Below are 23,490 nucleotides of genomic sequence, written 5' to 3' on the forward strand. Positions count from 1 at the left end.
AGGTCATTCGAGCACCGGACCGGTCCGCGGAATAGCATAGGAAATCCGGGTTCCGGCGCCAGGCTCGCTTTCTATTATCAGTCCGGTACCATAAATCTTGAGCAGCCGCCGTTGGATATTTCTCAGGCCGATTCCGCCTTCAGTGCGTTCTTCAGACAGAACCTCGCCGATCCGCTCCTGGGACATGCCGATACCGTTATCCGTTACGGCTACCACCAGCTGGCGCGGCAGCAGACGGATCGACAGCGTGACGGTCCCGCCGGCTTCCTTCTTCATCAGCCCATGGTTCACGGCATTCTCCACAATCGGCTGAATGCTCAGCGGAGGAACCAGTTCCCGGATCGGGTCCGGAAGATCAAATTCGATATTCAGCCTGTCATCGAATCTCGCCTTCTCCAAGGCCAGATAGGAGCGGACCAGCTCAAGCTCTTTTTCAATCGGCACAGTCTGCCCGCGGTTCTGAAAATCAAAGCTGCTGCGCAGGTACATGCTGAGATCCAGCAGCAGATCCGTGGCTTTGTCCGGATCATCAGGGCATACGGAGATAATGGCGTTTAGCGCGTTATACAAAAAATGCGGCTTGATCTGCGCCTGCAGAAAAGCGATTTCCGTCTCCACGGACTTGCGGATCAGCTTGCGCATATCGAGCAGCGTCTGCACCCGGGCCCGGAATTCCCTCAGCTCCACCGGCTTGATCAGGTAGTCGTTAGCACCCGCTTCAAAGATAGCCTGAATATCCTCCGCACGGGTTCCCGCAGCCAGAACAAGAATCGGCAGCTCGGACAGGATGAACCGCTCCCGGATGGCCTGGCACAGAACCAGCCCCGGCATTTCCGGTATCGCCCAGTCCATAATAACAAGGTCGATATCCGGCTGCTCCTGCATCATCAGCAGCGCTTCCGGACCGCTGACTGCCGTAATAACCAGATGACCCTCCAGCTGCAGGGCATTGGAGAGCACCTGGAGGTTAACCGGATCATTATCAACAACCAGGATTGTGCAGCATTCCGCGTCCTGCAGCAGCGCCGGTTCATCCGCCTTCAGCTCGGAGGATGCGGCGGTTTCCCAGCCGGTAACCTCCAGATAATCGTCATTGAGAAGCACTGCCCGCTCCTCCATCACCGGCAGGGTAAAGCGGAATACAGTCCCTTGGCCAAGGGTAGACTCTCCTTCAATCGTCCCGCCGTTAAGCTCTACGAGCTTTTGGGTAATGCTGAGGCCCAGCCCGTTTTCACGGTACAGCTTCTGGGCTGAGGCCCCTTGCGGATCATAGGCATCAAAGATCGTCCGCAGCCGCTCCGGCGGCAGTCCCGATCCGTTATCAGCCACCTGAATAACCACATATTTCTTTTTAACCTCAGCGGATACAGTAATCACACCATGCTGGGTATAATTCACAGCATTTGCCAGCAAATTGAACAGGATCTGCGCCAGCCGCTGCTCATCCGTCTCAAGCAGCGGCAGCGACTCCGGCAGCTCCAGGCGGAAGCTAAGCTTGGGATTGCCAGTGACATGACGGGTGACCTCCATTACAGAGGATGCGACACTGCGCAGGTCAACCGCCTGCCGCTGCAGAAACAGATCCCCGTGATTTAGCTTGGCAAAATCAGACATATCATTGATCAAAGCGGACAGCCTTTTCCCGGCTGATACAATCATCGACAGCTGCCCGGTCTGCTGGGCGGTCAATGTGCCTGTTGCCCCCTCTGCCATCGTCTGGGCAATATTGACGATCCCCTGCAGGGGATTTCGCAGCTCGCGGGAGGTATCAGCCATGAAATCATCCTTCAGCCCGTCCAGTGTCTGCAGCCTGCGGGACAGCTGTTCCACTTCAAGGAAAGAAGCAGCGTATTGGCGGGTCATCAGAATAGCCTGAAAGAAGCCGAACAGGATAATTTCATAGGACAGCACATAATAATGAAAAGGCATGCTGCTGAAGCTGACCAGATAAACGATGATAACTACGCTAAGACTCTCTATGCTGACCATCATCATAAACCTGTTTTTGCGGTTCTGCAGTGTACCCGCAATCATAGAGTAAAGCACAAAGCTTATGGCAACAACGCCCCAGGTTAGCAGCAGCCCTTCCAGATAACTGAAATACTGCGCCGGAACGAACACGGCAATCAGCAGCAGCACTGCCGTAATTGCCCTTGATGCCCTCATAACTGCCTGAGGCATCGGATAATTGATTGAATTAGCCACGTAGCGGAGCAGGTAATAATAAACCAGTGTGGAGGATGCCAGCTGGAGCTTCAGTACAATTTCATAAGACAGTCCGGGAAGTACGGCGGCAATGAGCTTTTCACCGTGCGTCAGAATATACACCAGGGCAGCGACGCTGAACAGGCCCAGGTACAGGGTAATCCCCCGGCTGGCCTTTACCTTGGAGAACATCAGCAGAAACAGGGCCAGGGCAAAAAATCCGAATATGGTTGCCCCGTCGACAAACAAGGCGAACTCCCGGTGCTTCAGGATCGATACCTGATCACCGATCATAATCGGCTGGATGATGCCGCCGGAAGAATAGTTATAGTTCGCCACCTGTACAATAATCTCCAGCCTGCTGCCGTCTACAGCCGCAAATCCCATATAGGGAATATTATTGGCCTTGCTCTCGGAAGGGGAGGGTGCCGGCAGGCCGCTGCTTCCAATCTCCTGGCCATTCAGGAAGATCTTGCTGGCCATCCGGATATTAAGCGAACGCAAGCCGTATACGACTGACTTGCCGTCAGGAATCATGGCCTGCAGGCGGTATGTGGCATAGCCCTTGGCCTGGCTGGTACCGTCATCTGCCAGGTAGTCGTTCCATTTCTCCGGCACATTGATCATCGCGGATACTTCCGGAGCAGACCTCCCTGTAAGGGCAGGCTGGAAATCGTCCGGCGTAAGCAGCCTGCCGCGGTAAAACTCCCACTCCCCGTTCAGCTTCAGCAACCCGTCCTGCCGGAAATCCCAGTCCCGCAGATCGATTACGCCCTGCCTCGACACAGGCAGCTCCTGAGAACCCGTTAAATTCTGAAGGATGGAGAACAGCGGCACTATGCTGACCAGCAGCAGGCTGGCCAGCACGCTCAGCCAGTACTTCCTCATACTCAGGGCTCCCTCCTAAAATTCAAGCTTATAAAAATTTAATATTTTCCAAAAAATTATACATTGGAATCCTGTTATTAAAAAGAAAAAAACCGATCCCTTATATTTCGGAATCGGCGGCTAATCTTGTTATACTTCAAAACTGGTAACTTTTATTTCAATTCGGGCGCTGCAGCAGGTGCAGCCGCGCCGGCGTGATCCTGTGATCTGGAGAGGAAAATATTCAGGACAATCGCTGTCAGGGAACCGGAGACGATCCCGTTCTGCAGGAGCATTCTGGCAAACTCCGGAAGCTGGTCAAACATGGAAGGCAGGACAGCCGAGCCGAGGCCGACGGCAATACTGCAGGCGGCAATCAGCAGATTCCCGTCCTTGCGCAGATCCACCTCGGACAGAATCGACATGCCTGAAGCGGCAACGGAGCCGAACATGACGATCATTGCACCGCCCAGAACGGCATTAGGCACAACGGTTGTCAGCGCAGCCAGCTTGGGAAGAAGACCCAGCACGACCATAATACCGCCCGCTGCGAAAATGACATTACGCGTCTTGACACGGGTCAGAGACAGCAATCCGACATTCTGTGAAAATGCCGTATAAGGGAATGCGTTGAAAAGTCCGCCCAGCATGATGGCAAGCCCTTCCGAGCGCAGGCCGTTTACAATCTGCCGGTCTTCTACTTTCTGGTCAGTAGCCTTACCGACTGCAAAATATACACCTGTTGATTCAACCATGGATACAATATTGACGATAATCATCGTGAAGATTGCCGTTACGCTGAACTGCGGCCAGCCGAAGTAGAAAGGCTGGGCAATACTTACATAAGATGCAGTGCCGACAGAAGAAAAATCAACGATCCCCATAAAATAACCGATGGCTGTTCCGATGACGAGCCCCACCAGTACGGAAACAGAACGCAGGAAGCCGGTTGCCAGACGGTTCACGGCAAGGATAACCAGCAGTGTAATCAAAGCCAGCAGCAGATTGCGCGGCTGTCCGAAGTCAGGGCTGCCCTGTCCGCCGGCTACATTGTTCATCGCAACAGGAATAAGCGAGAGTCCGATGATGGTCACAACAGATCCGGTAACGACTGTAGGAAAGAATTTCAGCAGTCTGCCATAGATAGGGGCCGCCAGTACAACGAACAGGCCGGATATAATGATTGCGCCATAGGCGGTCGCGAGATTTGAGCCTGAAGCAATGGCAATAATCGGGCTGACGGCAGTAAAGGTACAGCCCAGCACGACCGGCAGCCCGCTGCCGAAATACTTGCTGCCCATTACCTGAAGCAGTGTGGCCAGTCCGCAGGTAAACAGATCAGCCGCGATCAGGTAGGCCATCTGCTCTGCGCTTAAATTAAGAGCGCCTCCAACGACCAACGGTACAATAACAGCTCCGGCGTACATGGCCAGCACATGCTGCAGCCCCAGAGCAAAAATCTTTTGCTTGCTTAACATCCTGCACTCTCCTTGATCATCTCTTCATTTGCAATAAAATGAACTTCTCCCGGAGCCATGGACGAGATTCTTGCCAGCGCATGCACTGCAATGCCCCTCTTCTCCAGCAGGCTCCGCCCTTCCTGAAAGCTCTTTTCGATCACGCAGCCGACACCCAGCAGCTGCGCGCCGGATTGCTCCACAATATCTGCCAGCCCCACCAGCGCTGCGCCTGTGGCAAGGAAATCATCGATAATCAGCACCCTGTCTTCAGGTCCCAGATATTTCTGTGAGATGCTGATCCTGTAGTCCTCCTGGCGGGTGAAGGAATGCACCGGGGCCGAATAGACACTTTCGGACAAGGTTACGGCCTTCTTTTTCTTGGCATAAATAAAGGGGACCTTGTATGCAATCCCTGCAGCCATTGCGAACTGTATACCGCTGGCTTCAACCGTCAATATTTTGGTAACCGGCAGATCACCGAACACTTCCCTGAACTCCTGGCCGATCTGCAGGGCAAGCGCCGTATCCACCTGATGATTCAGAAACGAGTCCACCTTCAGCACGGTATCCGAGAGAATCAGGCCCTCTTCTCTAATGCGTTCCTCCAACACTTTCATAACGGCAGCTTCTCTCCTTCAATAGTTGTGGCAGCTGAGTGGACGGCGGAAACAAAAAAAAGGACAGATTCACTTGAGCGTTTCTCTCAAGTGAATCTGTCCTTCTGGGTTTTTGTCCCTAAGCGGTGTAACACATCAGCAGTGTCCGCATCGCTTGGACCAGCCTTCTGTCAGCCGTACGGCGGACAGAAGCGGAACCCTAGATGCGCTATTTCACTCATAGTCGGATGTTTGCAGTGGTTATCCGGTAGAAACTTATGGGCCATATTCCCAAGATTATATGAGTTGTTATATGAATATTCGTAGTTAAACCTTCGTATATCTTACACGCTCTGTACGATCCTTACAAGCCCCCATTTTTGAGAATCAGTCTTTATTTTTGACAGTTTTTCATGTAATTCATCCATTTTCATCCACCCTGTTGACGGGAAGGAACGATGCAGATGGCTAAACAGAAAGACGGGATTGTGGACATCTTTCAAATAAAGGGTAAAAAAGCAGTTGTCATAAAAACGCCAGATAATCAGGCTAATTTTTGGTTTAACTGGCGTTTTCATGCGTTTCCTCTATCATCCCATCTCTATTAAAAGTATAATTAATAAAACTAGCTAGATAAAGGCGGGCGAGCATGAAAATACAACAACGGATTTGGTTAGCAACTGTTACTTCTATACTGCTGCTCAGCAGTATGATCACTATAGCAATGATCTATCTTGAAGGAGCACCTCTATATCTGGCCTTGGGGGCAGGTGTGGCAGGTGTTCTGCTCTGTGCCTACTTCATGACACAGATTCACCGTAATGTAACGCAGGGCATTGAACAGATCAGGACGATATCCGAAGATATTGCCGGCGGCACACTCGATGCCTCGGGAATGACTACCCGCAGTGATGAATTCGGGCAGCTGGCCCAGTCCTTTTACCGCCTGGGTGTTGACCTCCATCACAAGACTGCCGAGGAGCGCATTCTGCGCCTGAAGGCCGAGGATCAGGCCTGGATCAACACAGAGGTCTCGGAGATGGCACTGCGCCTTCAAGGCTCCGTCCATCTGCAGACTGCAGCGCGCATCTTCATCTCTCGGCTGGCCACAGCTGTCGGCGGGAGCTATGGCGCCATGTACATGCTCCAGCACAACCGGCTGCAGTTCACGGCCGGCTATGCTTTTGACGAGGCCTCTGTGAGCCGTGAACCGTTCGCGCTCGGCAGCGGGCTGGTAGGCCAATGCGCGGTTGACAAACAGATGATTATCCTGAACGATCTGCCGGAGCATTACGTAAGAGTGCACTCCGGACTGGGGGAAGCCGCCCCGTCGACACTGATTGTGCTTCCGGTTCTTTATGAGAATGACGTTGTCGCTGTAGTTGAACTGGCCACCCTGAAGGACCTCGGCGACAGGGAGCGGCAGTTGATCGAGCGGACCGGCCAGAACATGGGGGTACTGATTAATACCCTGGCTGATGTTGCGCAGATTGAGGAGCTGCTTAACCACACCCAGCTGCAAAAAGAAGAGCTGGAAGCCCAGACGGAAGAACTCCTGGCACAGACCCAGGAGCTGGAGGCACAGACGGAGGAATTAATGGCCCAGACCGAGGAATTGCATACCTCCAATCAGAATCTGCAGCACCAGATGGAGCTGACGGCACGCCAGAAAGAGGAGATTCAGGACCAGGCGGACGAGCTGCTGGCCCAAACCGAGGAACTGGCTGCCTCCAACAGCAGCCTGCAGGATCAGATGAAGCTTACCGCACAGCAGAAAGAGGAAATCCAGGCTCAGGCCGATGAGCTCCTCGCCCAGACCGAGGAACTGCAGGACCAGAAGGAGCAGCTTCAGGCGCAGGCACAGGAGCTCCTGGCCCAGACCGATGAATTGCATACCTTCAATCAGAATCTGCAGCACCAGATGGAGCTGACCGAACGGCAGAAGTCGGAAATCGAAGCCCAGGCGGCCGAGCTGCGTGAGCAGATGGAAATCACCGCACGGCAGAAGGAAGAAATTCAGGAGCAGGCCGATGAGCTCCTTGCGCAGACGGAGGAGCTGGCTACCTCGAACAGTAATCTGCAGGATCAGATAAGGCTTACTGCTAAGCAGAAGGAAGAAATCCAGAACCAGGCCGATGAACTGTTTGCGCAGACCAGAGATCTGCAGGATCAGAAGGAGCAGCTCCAGGCTCAGGCTCAGGAGCTCGAAGCGCAGACGGAGGAACTGCTGGCCCAGACGGAAGACCTCCGCGAGCAGATGGAGCTCACAGCCCGGCAAAAGCTTGAAATTGAAGGACAGGCTGCCGAGCTGCGCGGGCAGATGGAAATCACCGCACGGCAGAAGGAAGAGATTCAGGAGCAGGCCGATGAGCTTCTTGCACAGACCAGAGAGCTGCAGGATCAGAAGGAGCAGCTCCAGGCACAGGCTCAGGAGCTCGAAGCGCAGACAGAGGAGCTGCAGGTCCAGACCGAAGAGCTCGCTGTCTCCAACAGCAGCCTGCTGCAGCAGATGGAGCTGACAGAGCAGCAGAAGGAAGAAATCAAGGTGCAGGCGGAAGAAATCTTCATGGCTGCCCAGTACAAGTCGGAATTCCTGGCCAATGTATCCCATGAGCTGCGTACGCCACTGAACAGCCTGCTGATTCTGTCCCAGATTCTGGCCGAGAACAAAGAGGGCAATCTGGATGTCAAGCAGCTGGAATATGTGCACACCATCTTCTCTGCAGGTAAAGATCTGCTGCAGCTGATCGATGAAATTCTTGACCTGGCCAAGCTTGAAGTCGGTAAAATGACGCCTGTGCTGGAGCCTGTGCCGCTGCAGGATATCAGCAGCCATTTGTACCGCCGGTTTGACCAGCAGGCGAAGGCCAAGCAGTTGCGCTTTGACGTGCATTGTGACAGCAGGCTGCCTGAGCATCTGCTGACCGACGGACACAGGCTGCAGCAGATACTGAACAACCTGCTTTCCAATGCCCTTAAATTTACACCGGAGCATGGCTCCGTCTCGCTGTCCATCCGGACAAGCGGCAGCGAGATTGTCTTCGCTGTCAGCGATACCGGCATTGGCATTCCCGCCTCCAAGCTGGAGAGTATCTTTGAGGCCTTCCAGCAGGCGGACGGAACCACCAGCCGCAAATACGGCGGTACCGGCCTCGGCCTGACCATCTGCCGCGAGCTGGCCGGCCTGCTGGGCGGAAGAATCGAAGTCGATTCCGTCGAAGACAAGGGAAGCACCTTCTCGCTGATTCTGCCTGCCGAGCTGCCTGATGAGCTTGCCCTGTCCCAGGCTGCTTCCACCTTTGCTGCAGCAGCCAGCCAGGTGTATGAGCCGGATTCGGCTCCTGCTGCTAAAGAGCATCCTTCTTTCCGTGAATCCTTTGTTCCGGACATTTCGATTTCCAATCCGAAGCTTCTTCAGTATGCGGAGATGGATGATGACCGGAATAATCTCGAAAGCGGTGATACCCTGCTCCTGATCATTGAGGAGGATGCGGAGTTCGCCTCGATCCTGCTTGATCTGGCGCGGAGCAGAGGCTTCAAGGCGATTGTGGCTTTCCAGGGCGACCAGGGCCTTGCCCTCGCCCATGCCTACAAGCCGGATGCTATCCTGCTCGACCTGCATCTGCCGGTACTCGACGGCTGGGCCATTATCAGCCGGCTGAAGAGCCGTCCGGAGCTGCGCCATATTCCGGTTCATGTTATCTCCACTGCAGAAGAGAACCAGCAGAGTCTGGCGATGGGTGCTCTTTCCTTCTGGAAGAAGCCGAGTGACCAGACAGAGCTGGAGACAGCTTTCCTTCAGATAGAGACTTATATCCGCCGTCCGGTCAAGAGCCTTCTAATCGTGGAGGACAACCAGGTGCTGCGCAGCAGTCTGGTGGAATTCATTGCCCATCCGGACGTCAGGGTGGTCGCGGTCGGCACCGGCCGCGAAGCGCTCGAGCAGCTGAGCAGCCATCATTTTGACTGCATGGTGCTCGATCTTGGACTTTCGGATATCAGCGGCTTCGATCTGATGGAGCAGATCAAGACCAACCGCAAGCTGCAGACACTGCCTGTTATCATCTATACAGGCAAGGATCTCAGCAAAACAGATGAGCAGCGCCTGAAGCATTATGCCGAGAGCATCGTAATCAAGAATGTGCGCTCAATGGAACGGCTGTATGATGAAACGGCATTGTACCTGCACCGCAGACATGCCGACCTGCCGCCGGACAAGCAGCAGCTGATCGAGAAGCTGCATAATCCGGAAGCTGCCTTTGCCGGCAAGCAGATTCTGCTGGTCGACGATGACATGCGTAATATTTTTGCGTTATCAAGTGTGCTTGAGGGTTATAATATGGAGATAAGCTTTGCCCAGAACGGCCTGGAGGCGCTCGCGCATCTGGAGCAGCATCCGGAGACCCAGCTTGTGTTCATGGACATTATGATGCCGGAAATGGATGGTTATGAGACGATGAAGCGGATCCGCGAGAACCCGGCTTATGATCATATCGTTATCATTGCCCTGACCGCCCGTGCGCTGGAGGAGGACCGGACCAAATGTCTGCAGGCTGGAGCCTCGGATTATATCTCCAAGCCAATCAACACTACCCAGTTGGTTACTGTATTAAAGGTATGGTTAATCCAATAGCTCTAACTATCACTATCTGTCATTGTCATTCTAACTTGTCTTGGGAGGAACTATGGATTATCCTGTTAATATTTTGATTGTAGATGATCGTCCCGACGAGTTTCTCTCTGTTCAAGCCCTGCTTGCGGATAAACCGTACCGGCTCGTACATGCCACCTCGGGGATGGATGCCTTGAAGCACCTGCTGGAGCAGGAATTTGCCCTGATCATTATGGATGTCCTGATGCCCGATATGAACGGTTTTGAGACAGCCAAACGGATCAAGATGCGCAAAAAATCAAAAGATATTCCGATCATCTTTCTGACCTCGCTCACCTCGGAGCTGGAGAATTATATGATGGCCTACACGGCCGGAGCTATAGATTTCCTGACCAAGCCGTTCCATCCGCTGGTGCTGAAGAGCAAGATTGACGGCTTCGTCCGCATGTACCAGACCCGCAAGGAGCTGCAGCTCAAAACGCAGGAGCTGGAGTCGGCCAATCTCGTACTCACTGAGCTGAAGGATACGGCCGAGGTGGCACTGCGGATCAAAAGCGGCTTTCTCGCCATGATGAGCCATGAGATTAGAACCCCGCTCAACGGGATCATCGCCATGTCTGATGTCCTGCGGACCTCGGATCTGTCAGCAGATGATCTGGAGATGGCCGATATTATCCATACCAGCGGTCATGCCCTGCTGTCGGTATTCAACCATATCCTGGACTTCACCAAAATTGAATCCGGCAAAATGGAGCTGGACTACGAGCTGTTCAACCTCCATTCCTGCCTCAAGGAAACACTTGACCTGTTCAGGGCGCTGGCGATGGAACGCAGACTGGCACTGGAGATGCTGATTGACCCCAATATTCCCGCCCTGCTGGTCGGAGATTCCAACCGTCTGAGACAGGTGCTTAACAACCTGATCGGGAACGCCATTAAATTCACCACCAGCGGCAGCGTAAAGGTGCATGCCCGTCTCAGACAGGCGATGGACGGCGTACTGCAGCTGGAATTTGTGGTTGAAGATACCGGCGTAGGGATTCCGGACGATAAAATGAAATATCTGTTCCAGCCGTTTACCCAGGTTGATGCAACCATTAACCGGAAATTCGGCGGGACCGGCCTGGGCTTGTCCATCTGCAAAATGCTCGTCGAGCTGATGGGCGGCACCATCTATGCCAGAACAGGCATGGAGCAGGGTGCAGCCTTTGTGTTCACCATTCAGGTCACGGAAGGCAGTCCGGATTGAGATCCTTTTTTCTCCTCTACAAAAAAACCGCAAGTCTCCGGGAAGGAGCACTTACGGTTTTTTTTTGATGTCATGATTCAGCTTATCTGCGGAATAACTACAGCTGTTCTATACCGGCCGGCTGGTCTTCCAGTTTCTTATGATTCAGCACATTATCCTCCAGCACAGCGAATTTATCACCATACTCCCTGATAATATGCCGTTCACCCCAGGCGCACAGCGAATCGAGAATGGCGCGCAGCGATTGACCGTATTCGCTCAGCTCATATTCCACCTTGGGCGGTACCTGATTGTAGCTGATCCGGTTAACAATGCCGTCCTCCTCCAGCTCGCGGAGCTGCTGAGTGAGCATCTTTTGCGTTATATTCGGCATATGCCGCTTTAAATCGCTTGTCCGCAGTTTGCCATGGGTCAGGTGGCAGAGAATGACGCATTTCCATTTGCCGCCGATCACTTCCAGGGTAGCTTCAACGGAGATGTTATATTTTTTGGACATGGGGTCCTCCTAAAGGTTTTGTTAGCATGCTACAGGCACTTTTTAGTACCTATAGTACTTTAAAGTACGTACTATCCACTACCGCCTACGTGGTTCATAATAGCATTTACCGGCCGGTGATTACCATACTACAGGAGTGGAAAATATGTCCTTGAATCAAAAAAGAAGCACCCTCGCGCTGCTGGCGCTTGCAGTCAGCGCTTTTGCTATCGGAACAACCGAGTTTATCAGTGTCGGGCTGCTGCCGCTGATAGCTGATGACCTGCATATATCCGTAACGGCGGCCGGACTGACGGTCACCCTTTACGCTCTCGGCGTTACCTTCGGGGCGCCTGTCCTGACTTCGCTGACAACGGCGGTGTCCCGCAAAACACTGCTTCTGGCGCTGATGGTACTGTTCATCCTCGGCAACAGCCTTGCAGCCACTTCAAGCGGCATTGCCCTGCTGCTGACAGCCCGGGTCATCTCCGCCTTGTCCCACGGCCTGTTCATGTCAATCGCTTCAACGATCGCCGCAGATCTTGTGCCGGAGAACCGCAAGGCCAGTGCCATCTCGATCATGTTCACCGGCCTGACTGTCGCCACCGTAACAGGCGTACCGCTCGGCACGCTGCTGGGCCAGCACATGGGCTGGCGGGCAGCCTTTATCGCTATTGCCGCTGTTGGTGTTGCTGCACTGGCCGCCAATCTGCTGCTCATCCCTTCCGGATTACGCAAGGGTCAGCGTACACCTCTTAGCGAGCAGATCAAGCTGGTGACGAACGGGCGGCTGCTGCTGGCTTTTGCCATAACAGCTCTTGGATATGGCGGCACTTTCGCTGTCTTCACCTACCTGTCGCCGCTGCTGCATGAAATCAGCGGCTTCAAGGAGCAGACAGTTGCCGTAATACTGCTCGTTTATGGCTTAGCGATTGCTGCCGGCAATATTATCGGCGGCAAAGCCGCCAATCACAGGCCGATGAACGCCCTGTTCTATATGTTCGCCCTGCAGGCAGCTGTACTGCTGATCCTGACCTTCACAGCTCCGTTCAAAACCGCTGTACTCATCAGCATCATCTTCATGGGACTGCTCGCCTTCATGAACGTACCCGGGCTGCAATCCTATGTTGTAATGCTGGCTGACCGGTACGCGCCTGGAGCCAGAGATATTGCCTCTGCGGTAAACATCGCCGCCTTCAATGCCGGCATCGCCATCGGCGCCTATCTCGGTGGAATCGTCACAGAGCATCTGGGCCTGATTCATACAGCCTGGGTCGGGTCGGTCATGGTGCTTGGAGCGGTAGTACTTACCGCGCGGAGCCGTTCGCTCGAGCGCAGAGATGAGCAGCTCTCCCAGCGTAAAACCGCCTGATTAAGAAACATCTACTATTATCCATTACATTACGGAGGTTATTTATAATGACACAGCAAACAGCACAGCATTTGCAGGATACAACAGTATTACAGGGAGGCGTACAGATGCCTTGGCTAGGCCTGGGGGTATTCCAGGTAGCGGACGGCGAAGAGCTGGTGCAGGCGGTAAAATCGGCCATTGCCCACGGCTACCGGAGCATTGATACAGCGGCCATTTATCAGAATGAGCAGGGAGTAGGACAGGCTATTGCCGAGGCGCTGGCGGAGAACGGGCTGCAGCGCGAAGAGCTCTTCATTACCTCTAAGGCATGGAATGCCGATCTCGGATATGAAGAGACGCTGGCCGCCTATGAGGCCAGTCTGGAAAGACTGGGGCTGGACTATCTGGATCTGTACCTGATCCACTGGCCGGTGAAGAACAAATACAAAGAAGCCTGGCGAGCGCTCGAAACGCTCTATAAGGCAGGCCGGGTTAAAGCAATCGGGGTCAGCAATTTCCAGATTCATCACTTGGAGGATTTGCTGAAGGATGCGGAAATTCGCCCGGCTGTCAATCAGGTCGAGCTCCATCCCTACCTGTCCCAGCAGGCGCTTAGAAGCTACTGCCGTGAGCAGGGCATCCAGATCGAGGCCTGGTCGCCGCTGATGCAAGGCGGGCTGCTTGATCAGCCTGAGCTGCAAAGCATCGCCGCCAGAACCGGAAAATCAGTCGCTCAGGTTATCCTGCGCTGGGACCTGCAGCATGGCATTGTTACGATTCCGAAGTCAACGAAGGAGCTGCGGATTAAAGAGAATGCCGCGCTGTTTGATTTCGAGCTGAGCGCTGAAGAAATGGCCGTCATTGACGGCTTAAACCGCGATCAGCGGGTCGGTCCGGACCCGGACAACTTTGATTTCTAAGGCTGGACACTGCCCACCGCGGTAATCAGCACCGGCAGCACCAGGAAAGAGGCCAGCGTGGTCCAGACGATGCAGCGCGATACCAGTGAAGGCGAGCTGCCGAACCGCTCGGCCAGCACGACCGAGTTGACGGCGACCGGCATGGAGGCCAGAACCAGCAGCACCGAGAACAGGGTGCCGGAAATATTCAGCAGCAGCAGGACCAGCAGGGCAATCAGCGGTGACAGCAGCAGGCGGACAGACAGGCCTGTCCAGAAGGCCAGCTGCACATTGCGTTCGGTGTGGCCGGCCTGCACCCTGACCATCTGGGCGCCGAGAATCGCCAGGACCACAGGCGAATACGCACCTGCTACCATGGAAACGCCTGAGGCCAGCTCCTGCGGCAGCTGCAGGCTAAGCCCTCTCAGCAGCAGAGCGAGCAAAGCGGCATAGACGGCGGGAAGTGCAAAGACGGATTTCACTGCGCTTTTTACATTGAACTGTGACCGGGCGGCAAAATAGACGCCGATCGTATTCACGATCACCATCTGGACGATCACATAGACCGAGGCCTTGTCGAGTCCAAGCTGGCCGAAGGCCAGCAGGACAAGCGGCAGCCCGTAGTTAACGCTGTTCGTAAAGGTGGAGATCAGGGTCAGCCCCGCCGCTTCGGGCGGAGCCAGCTTCAGCAGCCTGCCGAGCACTACCGATACAAGCCATAGAAGCAGCAGATTTAGCAGCGCAAAGGCAATCGTCTGGTACACATCGCCGAAGGATATCTCGGCATTAGCCAACGTATCCAGAATGATGGCCGGGGTCAGAAAGTACAGATAAAGCGTAAGTAACGGCTTGGTGTCCAAATTTTTGTAGCGGGCCAGCAGTGCCCCGGCTGTAACGGGGATGGCCAGCGGCACGATAACATCCAATAAGGTCGATAATACCTGCTGAATCACGGTCCAGGACTCCTCTATACTATAGTTATTCCCTACTATACCCCTGGAAGCAGGCAGCGTCCAAGATTTGGAGACAATATGCTTAATAGACAACGCCTATGGAGAGACTGAATGCTATAGGCAGGCATACAAAAAATCCCTGTCCCCGGAATACCGGGAAACAGGGATTTCTGTCTTTAATCTGCTTTGATCTCCAGGAGCTCATATTGAATGACACCCATTGGAGCATTAACACTGATAATATCGCCGACCTTTTTGCCGATCAGCTCTTTACCTAGGGGGCTTTCATACGAAATCTTGTTGTTCAGCACATCGGCCTCAGCGGGACCGACTACTCTGTATTCAATCTTTTCGGCAAACTCCACATCGTTAAGGATGACAACGGTCCCTACACTCACGGTGCTCAGATCCACGCTGCTGGAGTCGACGATCTGCGCCTTGGTCAGCATCTTCTCCAGGATCATGATGCGGGTCTCCATGAAGGACTGATCTTCCTTGGCCGAGTGATACTCGCTGTTCTCCTTCAGGTCGCCATAGCTGATCGCCAGCTTAAGCCGGGCTGCAAGCTCCTTGCGCCCTACTTCCTTAAGCTCTCTAAGCTCATCCTCAAGCTTGGCCAAACCTTCTTTGGTCAAGAATACTTCTTCATTAGACATGATCACAACTCCTATTTTTGCCTGCTTTATTGTATTCTACCCTATATTCGTGTTCTGTAAAAGGATTGACGAAAAGCAGCGCAGCTGGTAGATTAGATTAAATTAATCACACGAATTGACTCGGAATTACATTTTAGCCAAAGGGGCTGGTCACCATTAACTTTGTTTTCTTTTCCCCTCATTTCCCCAGAAACAGTGCTGATTTCTGTATCCAGCTGCAGCGCCAGGGGGTGTTCGTGCTCGGGATCGGCGATGCCGAATATGATCATCTGGAGGATCGGCTGCAGCTTGCACTGACGGAATACTATAAGGTATCGGATCTCGAAAATTACGGAGAAATTTTGCGGGCCGTCGGCTATTTCACCCATAAATACGGCAAGATCGACCGGTTTGAGTCGCTGAATGAATACTGGCTGGAGCAGGATGCCGCGATCCGGACCGATTTTAACATCTACGGCACCAAAAATGATTTCGTCCAGAACCTCAAGCAGAAGTCCAAGATGAAGGAATTTTTCCGCAAAAGCGGGGTCAGCACCGTCCAGTTCTCGACCGGAACCACCCGCGAAAGTGTGGATGAGTTCATTCAAAGCGCCGGATTCCCGCTGGTGGTTAAACCTGACCTCGGCTCAGGAGCCAGCAACACCTTCAAGATCAGTAACGAAGATGAACTGCAGCACTTTTTTGACCACAAGCCTGCGGATGTTTCGTTTATTATTGAGGAATTTATCGACGGGGTGATTCTCACCTATGACGGTCTGGTCGATCGAAATGGAGAGGTACGCTTCGCCGTCAGCCATCTGTTCGAGAACAGCGTCATGGATGTCGTGAATACGGACAACCATCTCTATTATTTCTGCCTGAAGGACATTAGTCCGGAGGTTGAGGAAGCCGGAAGAAGCATCCTGAAAGCTTTTGACATCAGGGAACGGTTCTTCCATATCGAGCTGTTCAAATCGAACAAAGACGGACGGATCATCGCGCTCGAAGTGAATATGCGGCCGCCCGGTGCCTGGATGACGGATGCCATTAACTTCTCCTATGATGTTGACGTGTATAAGGAATGGGCAGGGATGGTGGCCAGGAATGAGGTCGGCGGCCCGTATGAAGGCAAATACTACACCGGCTATGCCAGCCGCAAGCGGCACAAGCATTATACCCATAGCCATGAAGACATTTACCGTACCTACGGGGACAAAATCGTCAATTACGCCGAGATCGAGGAAGTGTTCAGCAGAGCGATGGGCAACAGCGCTTATCAGTTCCGCTCCCCGGACCTTAAGACCGTCAGAGAAATTGTGAAGTATATACAACAAGAAGAAGGATAGGATGTGCTTACGGATGAAGACAAGCTACCGCAAGGAATACAGCCGTCACCTGAACAGGGACATGGAGTATAAAGTATACGGCCACGCCGGCAAACCGATGCTTGTCTTCCCCACCTCGCTTGGCCGGTTTTATCAATATGAGGACTCCGGGATGATTGCGACCCTCTCCAGTTTCATCGAAGACGGCAAGCTGCAGATCTGGGCCTGCGACAGCATTGATGAGGAGACGTTCTTTTCCTCCCACTGGAATCATGAAGATAAGGCGGTCCGGCATGAGCAGTATGACAAATACATCACGCAGGAGCTTATTCCCGGTATCCTCCATGAGAGCAAATGGAACAACGGCGGGGATGACCAGAAAATCCTGATTTCCGGCTGCTCGATGGGCGCCTACTACAGCGGCAGCTTCTTTTTCCGTTATCCGCACTATTTCGATACGCTGATCGCTCTGAGCGGCGTGTATTCCACTTATTACTTCTTTGGCGATTATATGAGTGAAAATGTCTATTACAACTCTCCCCTCCATTACCTGCCGAACCTTGCGGATGAGGATTACCTGAACCGGTACCGCAGCAGCAGGATTATCCTGTGTGTCGGCCAGGGTGCCTACGAAGATGAAATGCTGTATGAAACCCGGCTGATCGAGGAGCTGCTTACGCGAAAAGGCATTCCGGCGCAGGTCGATTACTGGGGGCATGATGTGAATCATGACTGGGACTGGTGGAATAAGCAGATTTATCATTATGTAAGTGGTGTTTTGTAAAATAAACAGTAAAAAGCCCCGGGGCACTTAGCTCCGGGGCTTTTGGTTATAGCGTATCAGGTTACTCCGGCAGATGCTCCTTGCAGAACTGTGCCAGCTCGGCTTCCTCTTCATCCTCCAGGTCGAACTCTAGCAGCTTCCCGGTGGTCGTCTCCAGCAGATCGTAAGTGACCAGCACCGCTTCGCCCGCTTCCGCCTTGACTATAGCCCGCACCGATACCCCGCTCTCCTCGTACAGCTCATCCTCTTCCGGAATATCCAGATTAATCACGAACTCATACCGCTTGCCGCTCAGAATACCGAATGGATCTCTAACATCCTCTACCGTATAACTTGTAAATGTCAGCACAAATGAACCCTCTTTCTTCAAATAGCTTCTTGTGTTTTCTTGATCTGCTTGCTGCGCAGCTGTCCGCAGGCGGCGTCAATATCCACTCCATGCTCCAGCCGTGTGCTGACGCTGACTCCCTGCTTCTTCAGCGTGTCGAAGAAGGCGCGCACCACTTCCCGGTCCGTCCGCTGGTACTGACTGTGCTCATCGACCGGATTGTACGGAATCAGGTTGACATTAACCAGCTGCCGGCGGTGCTCGCCGATCAGCTCGGCCAGCTCAAGCGCATGCTCCTGCTGGTCATTGATATCCTTCAGCAGAATATATTCCAGCGTAATCCGCCGGTTCGTCTTCTCCAGATAATAATCAATTGCCGGCATCAATTTCTCCAAAGGAATTGCGCGGTTAATCTTCATGATCGAGGTCCGCAGCTCATTATTCGGCGCATGCAGCGAGATGGCAAGATTCACCTGCGTGTTGGCATCAGCAAATTCTCTGATTTTGCCGGCCAGGCCGCTTGTCGATACGGTGATGCCCTTGCCGGCGATCGCAAGTCCCTTATGATCCTTGACGGTTGTCAGGAATTTCAGCAGGTTCGTGAAGTTATCGAACGGCTCACCGATCCCCATGACTACAACATGGCTGACCCGCTGGCCCAGGCCGGCCTGATCCAGATGCAGCTGGACCTTCATGATCTGCTCGACAATCTCTCCGCTCGACAGGTCCCGGCTCTTTGCCAGCAGCCCGCTCGCGCAGAAGCTGCAGCCGATGTTGCAGCCGACCTGGGTGGTTACACAGACGGACAGGCCGTATTTTTGCCGCATCAGCACGGTTTCAATCAAATTGCCGTCATACAGGCGGAACAGGAACTTGATAGTACCGTCTGCTGACTCCTGCTTCACATGCTCTTCCATCGTCTGAAACACAAAATGCTCGGACAGCAGCTGAACACATTCCTTGTTCGCCTCTGTCATCTCTTCAAAATCAGTAACCCGCTTGCGGTACACATATTCCCAGACCTTGGCAGCGCGGGACTTCTTATGCCCGTGCTCCATCAGCCATGACGTCAACTCTTCTAAAGTTAATCCATAAATGGATTGTTTATTCATGGTATACCTCTTTTCAAAACATTAAAGTTAAATCTGTTCCAACTTTCTATTGTAGCTTTCACAGCCCAATATGCCAACAACAATATCTTTTCATTCTCTCAAATTTTACTTATTAAAACAAGAGCAATCCTCGCTCCGGCAGGCGTAATTGCAATATTACACAAAGCTTTCACAGGCATGCAGATGCAGCACGCAGCTATACGCATAAAAAAACAGCGCCTCTGCTTCTTCCGCAGGTTGCGCTGCTTGTACAATTGATTATTAGGGGCAGGATTATTTAAAGACAGCAAACTTCAGTCCCTGCCCTTTCAGATAGGCAATGATTTCGGGAAGCGCCTGCAGGGTCTTCTGCTTCTCGTGCAGCAGATAAATGCCGCCCGACGGTTCAGATGTCTTGAAGTAGTTCAGAATATCCTTCGGGCCAGCTGCTTTCCAGTCCTCAGGGTCACGGTTCCAGAGCAGAATGTTTAACTGCTGTCTGTCCGCCACTTCAGCGAGACCGCTGTTCACCGCTCCATAGGGCGGCCTGAAGATTGTCACCGGAGCGGCTGTAAGCTGTTCCAGCAACCGGCTCGCCCGTTCCAGGTTAATCCGGTTCTCCTCCGCCGAATTGGCTGTCATATCGCTGTGATCCCAGGAATGGCTCCCGACCGGCATGCCATGCTCATCGGCATAGCGGACCGCCCCGGGATTCCGGCTGGCATTCACGCCGATGAACAGAAAGTTGGCGGCAATCCCCTCCTTCACCAGAATATCTACCAGCTGCTCGGTGTAGGGGGAAGGGCCGTCATCAAAGGAGAGGGCTACGTAGCCCTCCGGCAGGCTGTATACATAGCTGTCCCCGGAGAGCTCAATCGTCTCATAAAGCGTCTGGGTTTGTACGGGCAGCCCCGCTGGTGCCGGAGCAGCCTGGACCGTTTCGCCCGAAAGCGGAAGCAGCTGTAACCCGTCCGGGCTGATTGCTTCAGGTGCCTCTGATACGTTATGTACGTGATCTGGATCCGGAGCCGCAGCAGCAATACCTGTACCTGCCGTCCTATCCGTGTCCGCCGCTGATCCACCTGAGGATGCCGTATCTACATTCGTATTATCCTGCCTGGCTTCAACGCTGTTTGCAAACAGCCATGTCTCTCCCCCATCCATACGCAGCAGGAGCAGAACCAGCAGAAAACCGAACATCAAGCCGCGCAGCAGCAAAGTCCGTTTATATTTCGAACCTGGTAATGCCGCCTGCTTATACCTTGACAGCACAGGCATGATGCGGGCATCCGCCGCGGCCTCCTGCCAGTCCGTTTCCCGGGAGGGGGCATATTCCAGTTCCTTCAGCTCAAGCAGCTGCTCCCCGTAGCTCTCTGAGCAGTTAAAGTACAGGGTTTCGCTAAAGGTGTCTTTCATCCGGACCAGACTGCTGAAATATGTCCGGCGGAAAGGGTCCCATTTCATGTATAACGACAGCCGCACCTTATACCCGCTTAGGGGGCCGAGGGCAGCGATTTGCAGATATGTATGTTCATCAATGCTGAGTATATGTCTTCTGCAGCTGTCCCGGCGGGTTATTCTAAGCTCCAATTGGCAGCTTCCTTCCCGGTTGCCAAGCGCCAGCAGTTCGGCCAACAGGCCGGTGTTATCATCATGTGCAGCCATACCCGTTATGTATCCCCGTATTCTTCATTACGCTCAGCGGCAGGACTGCCGGCACTAAAGGGAGCGGTCATCCGGCTCGTAAAATCACTGATCATTCCGGAGAGGTAAGCCTTCTCCTGCCGGACCGTTTCGTATTTCTGCCGCAAATGCCCGTTTTCTGTCTCCAGCCGGCTGATCCGGTCCTCCAGCTCAATAATCCGCTTATGCTTATCCACATGGGCTTCATGATGCTTCTGCATCAGCTTGGCGTACTTCTGCTGCTCCAGATCGATCGTACTTTTGAGCTCATCGGCCTTAGCTGCCATTGTGTTCTGGAGCTCGCGGTGATCCTCCAGCACCTGATCCATTTTCAGATTCTTCTCGGCCAGACGCTGTTCCAGCTCCAGGATATCCTTCTCCCGGTCTTCAATGACCTTGTTCAGATTCCTCAGCTCCTTGCCGAGCCGCTCAATGTGGCTGCCAGAGTGGTTCAGGCGGTCCTGAAGCTCATAATTGCTTGATTCCGCCTGGGCTCTGGCCTGAATCATCTGTTCCACCGCAAAAATCAGATCCAGCGATTTCTTATCCAGCTGGGCCTTGCCTGCCGAGATCAGACCGGCTGTGCTGTCACTGTGCCCGCTGCTGTCCTGCTCTCCTGCAGGTGCTTCCTCCGCCTGCGGCACCGGTGCAGCTGCGGGATTCAGCACCCGTTCTGCCGCATCCTTTCTCCTGAAAAAAGAACCTGCCACCTATCCATCACCTCGAGATAAAATGTCAAAAAATGTCGAGCATTTACGAGATTATTATAGATGATTTACCTGGTCCGGAAGTGAGCCGAATTGTCTAACTTTTCATCGTATATCCAAAGGACCATTTTACCCTGAAAGGGATAATTACCCAAGTCTTTAGACCGACGACCGGTTGCCGGCACAGCAAAAAGCGCAGCCCGAAAGGACTACGCTTATCTGCACCAGGGCAGTTTATTTATAGAGTACCTTCTCTACATTGTATTTTGCTCTGAGCTTATTCACAATGTACGTTTCATAGATCTCCCGGTCCACCGGATCTTCCACGATGCAGACCTCAATCTTCGTCACTTCATTCCGGTGAGGCTTCATTACAGAGACATTGTCCTCGAAATGCTTTTTGATCCGCGGTCTAAGCTTTCTAGCCTTGCCTACGAACAGCAGCTCGTCCTTATCGTTATAGAACATAAAGATGCCGCCCGCCTCCCGCGTAATCAGGTGAAAGTCGGTAAATCCGTAAATATGGCTCAGCACCGGGTTCTCTTGCTTGGTGATCGTAACATCCGGTGCAGGAATTGTAATATTAATCATTCGTGCTCACTTCCCTTTTTTTACTGGACTAAGTTTAAATAGTATCACAGATCTAACAGCCTGACTATTGATGAAAAGGGCATTTCATCTCTTGGACAGGCATTACAGATGCCTCTTGTCCGGCGGGTTCGTCACGGTCCGGATTACTGTCCCTCCCGGCAAAAGCCGGCTTCTGATAAATCAGGCGCGGACTGAGGTTAAGCTCCCTCAGCTTGTTATCTTCCCAGATTGGTGTCGAGGAAGGTGACATCGGCGGGATCAGCCAGTGCCATTTGCCGGACACCTCCCGGCCCTTCTGCCTCTCCTGCTCCTGAAACCGGACGAACTGCTCAGCAGCCGTATGATGATCCACAATACTGACCCCTGCCAGCTTAAAGGAATGCAGTACAGCGCGGTTCAGCTCCAGCAGCGCCCGGTCCTTCCAGAGCGAAGTGTTGGTTGAACGGTCCAGGCCCAGCAGATCAGCTACCGCAGGAAGGCGGTTATACCGTCCGGTATCCCCCAGATTGCGCGAGCCGATTTCCGTCTCCATATACCATCCGTTAAAAGGTGCTGCCGGATAGCGGATTCCGCCAATCTCCAGCAGCATATCGGATACGACCGGAACGGCATACCAGCGCAGCCCAAGCTCGCCGAAGCGTTCAATCTCCGGATGGCTGAGCGGAACCTCCTGCACCAGCGCATCGGGTATTGTGAACCAGCGCGGCGGCTCATCCCCGATGCTGATGACCAGCGGCAGCACATCGAAGTCGCCGCCACTGCCCTGCCAGCCGAGCTTCCGGCAGACTGCCGTGAAGGTATCCGAGGCCGGGTCGCCGCGGCGGGGCTGCCCGTCTGTCGCCGGGTATCCGGCATAGCGGATCAGCTGATGGTTCCAGATTCGGATGGCCTTGCCCGGCTCTGAACCGCTGCGGAACACGGTCATTACCGGGCGGATACGGCCGCCGTTGCCGGCGCGCTCCAGATGATGAAGCAGCGCTTCCGCCACTTGAGGGGCGGTGCTGGCTTCACGGGCATCAATGACCTCCAGCGTATGCCAGAACAGCCTGCCGATACAGCGGCTGTTGTGCCGCCAGGCCATTCTGGCACCGTGCGTGAGCTCTTCCGCTGTATGATGATAGGTTCCCGTCTGTCTGATTTCTTTATGTACTGCCTCTATGCGTCCATTCAGCTCGGCAGGTGACTTCTCCAATTCACTATAACACTGCCGGAGGAATGACTCGGCCTGTTCCAGCCGCTCTTCTAGGCTTAGTTCTTCGCGGGTCTGTATTTCCATAGGGTCCTCTTTCTATAAATAGTGTAAATCATTACTGAATCCTATATGATTATAAAAAGGTAATGATTGGATATAAAAAAATGAGAGGAGCAGAGATATGCTCGGGATCAAAATGAACCGTGAAGATGACATCCTCATCATCCGCTGGCAGCTGACAAAGATCGAAATACCCGTTACAGCAATTACAGAGGTAACGCTGGATGATACCTATGGAGGCTCTGACAAGGATGCCATGCGTATAGGAACACCCTATGGAACCACTGGCAGAGTTCTTATCCGGACAAAGCAGCGCGCTTATCTATTATTTACCTCAGATGCCGAGGTTATCAAGGAAAAGACAGAGCAGCTGTTGAAAACGGGCAGCTGACAGTATACAAATCAAAGTATTGGAGGCTAACCC

General features: G+C 53.3%; 20 protein-coding genes and 1 riboswitch. Of the genes, 7 read left to right on the top strand and 13 right to left on the bottom strand.

Features of this window, described 5'->3' with window-relative positions:
* Window positions 1-3 precede the first annotated feature (3 nt).
* From M2108_RS05515 to M2108_RS05530, 4 genes are all read right to left on the bottom strand, one after another.
* On the bottom strand, window positions 4-3,093 hold the full coding sequence (locus M2108_RS05515; protein WP_277468011.1) for an ATP-binding protein: 3,090 nt from the start codon (window positions 3,091-3,093) through the stop codon (window positions 4-6).
* A gap of 152 nt (window positions 3,094-3,245) precedes the next feature.
* Window positions 3,246-4,550, bottom strand: coding sequence for a nucleobase:cation symporter-2 family protein (locus M2108_RS05520; protein ID WP_277468010.1), 1,305 nt, complete (start codon window positions 4,548-4,550; stop codon window positions 3,246-3,248).
* Entirely contained in the window at window positions 4,544-5,149 is a 606-nt protein-coding gene (locus tag M2108_RS05525) for a xanthine phosphoribosyltransferase (protein ID WP_277468009.1), read from the bottom strand. Before M2108_RS05525 ends, M2108_RS05520 begins: the two co-directional genes overlap by 7 nt.
* A 200-nt stretch (window positions 5,150-5,349) precedes the next feature.
* A riboswitch (purine riboswitch) is annotated at window positions 5,350-5,453 on the bottom strand.
* Between the two features lie 19 nt (window positions 5,454-5,472).
* Window positions 5,473-5,706 (bottom strand): hypothetical protein, encoded by a 234-nt coding sequence (locus M2108_RS05530; protein WP_277468008.1) that lies wholly within the window; start codon window positions 5,704-5,706, stop codon window positions 5,473-5,475.
* A 71-nt stretch (window positions 5,707-5,777) separates the two neighbouring features.
* On the opposite strand from M2108_RS05530, the gene M2108_RS05535 reads away from it, so the two are divergent.
* On the top strand, window positions 5,778-9,761 hold the full coding sequence (locus M2108_RS05535; protein WP_277468007.1) for a response regulator: 3,984 nt from the start codon (window positions 5,778-5,780) through the stop codon (window positions 9,759-9,761).
* Between the two features lie 52 nt (window positions 9,762-9,813).
* A complete protein-coding gene (locus tag M2108_RS05540; RefSeq protein ID WP_277468006.1) occupies window positions 9,814-10,989 on the top strand; it encodes an ATP-binding protein in 1,176 nt (391 codons plus the stop codon).
* 97 nt (window positions 10,990-11,086) lie between these two features.
* Here M2108_RS05540 and M2108_RS05545 read toward each other — a convergent pair whose 3' ends face one another.
* Window positions 11,087-11,485, bottom strand: a complete 399-nt coding sequence (locus tag M2108_RS05545; protein ID WP_277468005.1) for a winged helix-turn-helix transcriptional regulator — start codon at window positions 11,483-11,485, stop codon at window positions 11,087-11,089.
* A 145-nt stretch (window positions 11,486-11,630) separates the two neighbouring features.
* On the opposite strand from M2108_RS05545, the gene M2108_RS05550 reads away from it, so the two are divergent.
* Window positions 11,631-12,836, top strand: a complete 1,206-nt coding sequence (locus tag M2108_RS05550; protein WP_277468004.1) for an MFS transporter — start codon at window positions 11,631-11,633, stop codon at window positions 12,834-12,836.
* A 47-nt stretch (window positions 12,837-12,883) separates the two neighbouring features.
* Window positions 12,884-13,738: an aldo/keto reductase gene (locus M2108_RS05555; protein WP_277468003.1), complete on the top strand. Its 855-nt coding sequence runs from the start codon at window positions 12,884-12,886 to the stop codon at window positions 13,736-13,738.
* On the opposite strand, the gene M2108_RS05560 is transcribed toward M2108_RS05555, so the two are convergent.
* On the bottom strand, window positions 13,735-14,670 hold the full coding sequence (locus M2108_RS05560) for an AEC family transporter (RefSeq protein WP_277468002.1): 936 nt from the start codon (window positions 14,668-14,670) through the stop codon (window positions 13,735-13,737). The two genes, M2108_RS05555 and M2108_RS05560, sit on opposite strands and share 4 nt — an antisense overlap.
* Before the next feature lie 176 nt (window positions 14,671-14,846).
* A complete protein-coding gene (gene greA / locus M2108_RS05565; protein ID WP_221796191.1) occupies window positions 14,847-15,326 on the bottom strand; it encodes a transcription elongation factor GreA in 480 nt (159 codons plus the stop codon).
* Between the two features lie 236 nt (window positions 15,327-15,562).
* On the opposite strand from greA, the gene M2108_RS05570 reads away from it, so the two are divergent.
* Both M2108_RS05570 and M2108_RS05575 read left to right on the top strand, forming a co-directional pair.
* Window positions 15,563-16,651: an ATP-grasp domain-containing protein gene (locus M2108_RS05570; RefSeq protein WP_277468001.1), complete on the top strand. Its 1,089-nt coding sequence runs from the start codon at window positions 15,563-15,565 to the stop codon at window positions 16,649-16,651.
* A 13-nt stretch (window positions 16,652-16,664) separates the two neighbouring features.
* Window positions 16,665-17,414: an esterase family protein gene (locus tag M2108_RS05575; protein WP_277468000.1), complete on the top strand. Its 750-nt coding sequence runs from the start codon at window positions 16,665-16,667 to the stop codon at window positions 17,412-17,414.
* A 61-nt stretch (window positions 17,415-17,475) separates the two neighbouring features.
* Here M2108_RS05575 and M2108_RS05580 read toward each other — a convergent pair whose 3' ends face one another.
* The 6 genes from M2108_RS05580 to M2108_RS05605 form a co-directional block, all read right to left on the bottom strand.
* The gene (locus M2108_RS05580; protein WP_277467999.1) at window positions 17,476-17,763 is read right to left on the bottom strand and encodes a DUF6509 family protein; all 288 of its coding nucleotides are present in this window, start codon (window positions 17,761-17,763) and stop codon (window positions 17,476-17,478) included.
* A gap of 17 nt (window positions 17,764-17,780) precedes the next feature.
* Entirely contained in the window at window positions 17,781-18,854 is a 1,074-nt protein-coding gene (rlmN, locus tag M2108_RS05585) for a dual-specificity RNA methyltransferase RlmN (protein WP_277467998.1), read from the bottom strand.
* A 273-nt stretch (window positions 18,855-19,127) separates the two neighbouring features.
* Window positions 19,128-20,498: a polysaccharide deacetylase family protein gene (locus M2108_RS05590; RefSeq protein ID WP_277467997.1), complete on the bottom strand. Its 1,371-nt coding sequence runs from the start codon at window positions 20,496-20,498 to the stop codon at window positions 19,128-19,130.
* Between the two features lie 5 nt (window positions 20,499-20,503).
* A complete protein-coding gene (locus M2108_RS05595; protein WP_277467996.1) occupies window positions 20,504-21,226 on the bottom strand; it encodes a hypothetical protein in 723 nt (240 codons plus the stop codon).
* 231 nt (window positions 21,227-21,457) lie between these two features.
* Window positions 21,458-21,814 carry a nucleotide excision repair endonuclease gene (locus M2108_RS05600; protein WP_277467995.1) on the bottom strand — a complete coding sequence of 119 codons (357 nt, stop codon included), beginning with the start codon at window positions 21,812-21,814 and terminating at the stop codon, window positions 21,458-21,460.
* Window positions 21,815-21,878: 64 nt separating this feature from the next.
* Window positions 21,879-23,090 carry a nitric oxide synthase oxygenase gene (locus M2108_RS05605; RefSeq protein WP_277467994.1) on the bottom strand — a complete coding sequence of 404 codons (1,212 nt, stop codon included), beginning with the start codon at window positions 23,088-23,090 and terminating at the stop codon, window positions 21,879-21,881.
* A 97-nt stretch (window positions 23,091-23,187) separates the two neighbouring features.
* Here M2108_RS05605 and M2108_RS05610 point away from each other — a divergent pair, with 97 nt between their 5' ends.
* On the top strand, window positions 23,188-23,457 hold the full coding sequence (locus tag M2108_RS05610; protein WP_277467993.1) for a SunI/YnzG family protein: 270 nt from the start codon (window positions 23,188-23,190) through the stop codon (window positions 23,455-23,457).
* Window positions 23,458-23,490 lie beyond the last annotated feature (33 nt).

It is taken from the genome of Paenibacillus sp. PastM-3, from assembly GCF_029893965.1.
GTDB lineage: Bacteria > Bacillota > Bacilli > Paenibacillales > Paenibacillaceae > Paenibacillus_AQ.

Coding starts and splice junctions, on each gene's coding strand:
- M2108_RS05515 (WP_277468011.1), bottom strand. CDS start 3,093: ATGAGGAAGTACTGGCTGAGCGTGCTGGCCAGCCTGCTGCTGGTCAGC.
- M2108_RS05520 (WP_277468010.1), bottom strand. CDS start 4,550: ATGTTAAGCAAGCAAAAGATTTTTGCTCTGGGGCTGCAGCATGTGCTG.
- M2108_RS05525 (WP_277468009.1), bottom strand. CDS start 5,149: ATGAAAGTGTTGGAGGAACGCATTAGAGAAGAGGGCCTGATTCTCTCG.
- M2108_RS05530 (WP_277468008.1), bottom strand. CDS start 5,706: ATGAAAACGCCAGTTAAACCAAAAATTAGCCTGATTATCTGGCGTTTT.
- M2108_RS05535 (WP_277468007.1), top strand. CDS start 5,778: ATGAAAATACAACAACGGATTTGGTTAGCAACTGTTACTTCTATACTG.
- M2108_RS05540 (WP_277468006.1), top strand. CDS start 9,814: ATGGATTATCCTGTTAATATTTTGATTGTAGATGATCGTCCCGACGAG.
- M2108_RS05545 (WP_277468005.1), bottom strand. CDS start 11,485: ATGTCCAAAAAATATAACATCTCCGTTGAAGCTACCCTGGAAGTGATC.
- M2108_RS05550 (WP_277468004.1), top strand. CDS start 11,631: ATGTCCTTGAATCAAAAAAGAAGCACCCTCGCGCTGCTGGCGCTTGCA.
- M2108_RS05555 (WP_277468003.1), top strand. CDS start 12,884: ATGACACAGCAAACAGCACAGCATTTGCAGGATACAACAGTATTACAG.
- greA (WP_221796191.1), bottom strand. CDS start 15,326: ATGTCTAATGAAGAAGTATTCTTGACCAAAGAAGGTTTGGCCAAGCTT.
- M2108_RS05575 (WP_277468000.1), top strand. CDS start 16,665: ATGAAGACAAGCTACCGCAAGGAATACAGCCGTCACCTGAACAGGGAC.
- rlmN (WP_277467998.1), bottom strand. CDS start 18,854: ATGAATAAACAATCCATTTATGGATTAACTTTAGAAGAGTTGACGTCA.
- M2108_RS05590 (WP_277467997.1), bottom strand. CDS start 20,498: ATGGCTGCACATGATGATAACACCGGCCTGTTGGCCGAACTGCTGGCG.
- M2108_RS05600 (WP_277467995.1), bottom strand. CDS start 21,814: ATGATTAATATTACAATTCCTGCACCGGATGTTACGATCACCAAGCAA.
- M2108_RS05605 (WP_277467994.1), bottom strand. CDS start 23,090: ATGGAAATACAGACCCGCGAAGAACTAAGCCTAGAAGAGCGGCTGGAA.
- M2108_RS05610 (WP_277467993.1), top strand. CDS start 23,188: ATGCTCGGGATCAAAATGAACCGTGAAGATGACATCCTCATCATCCGC.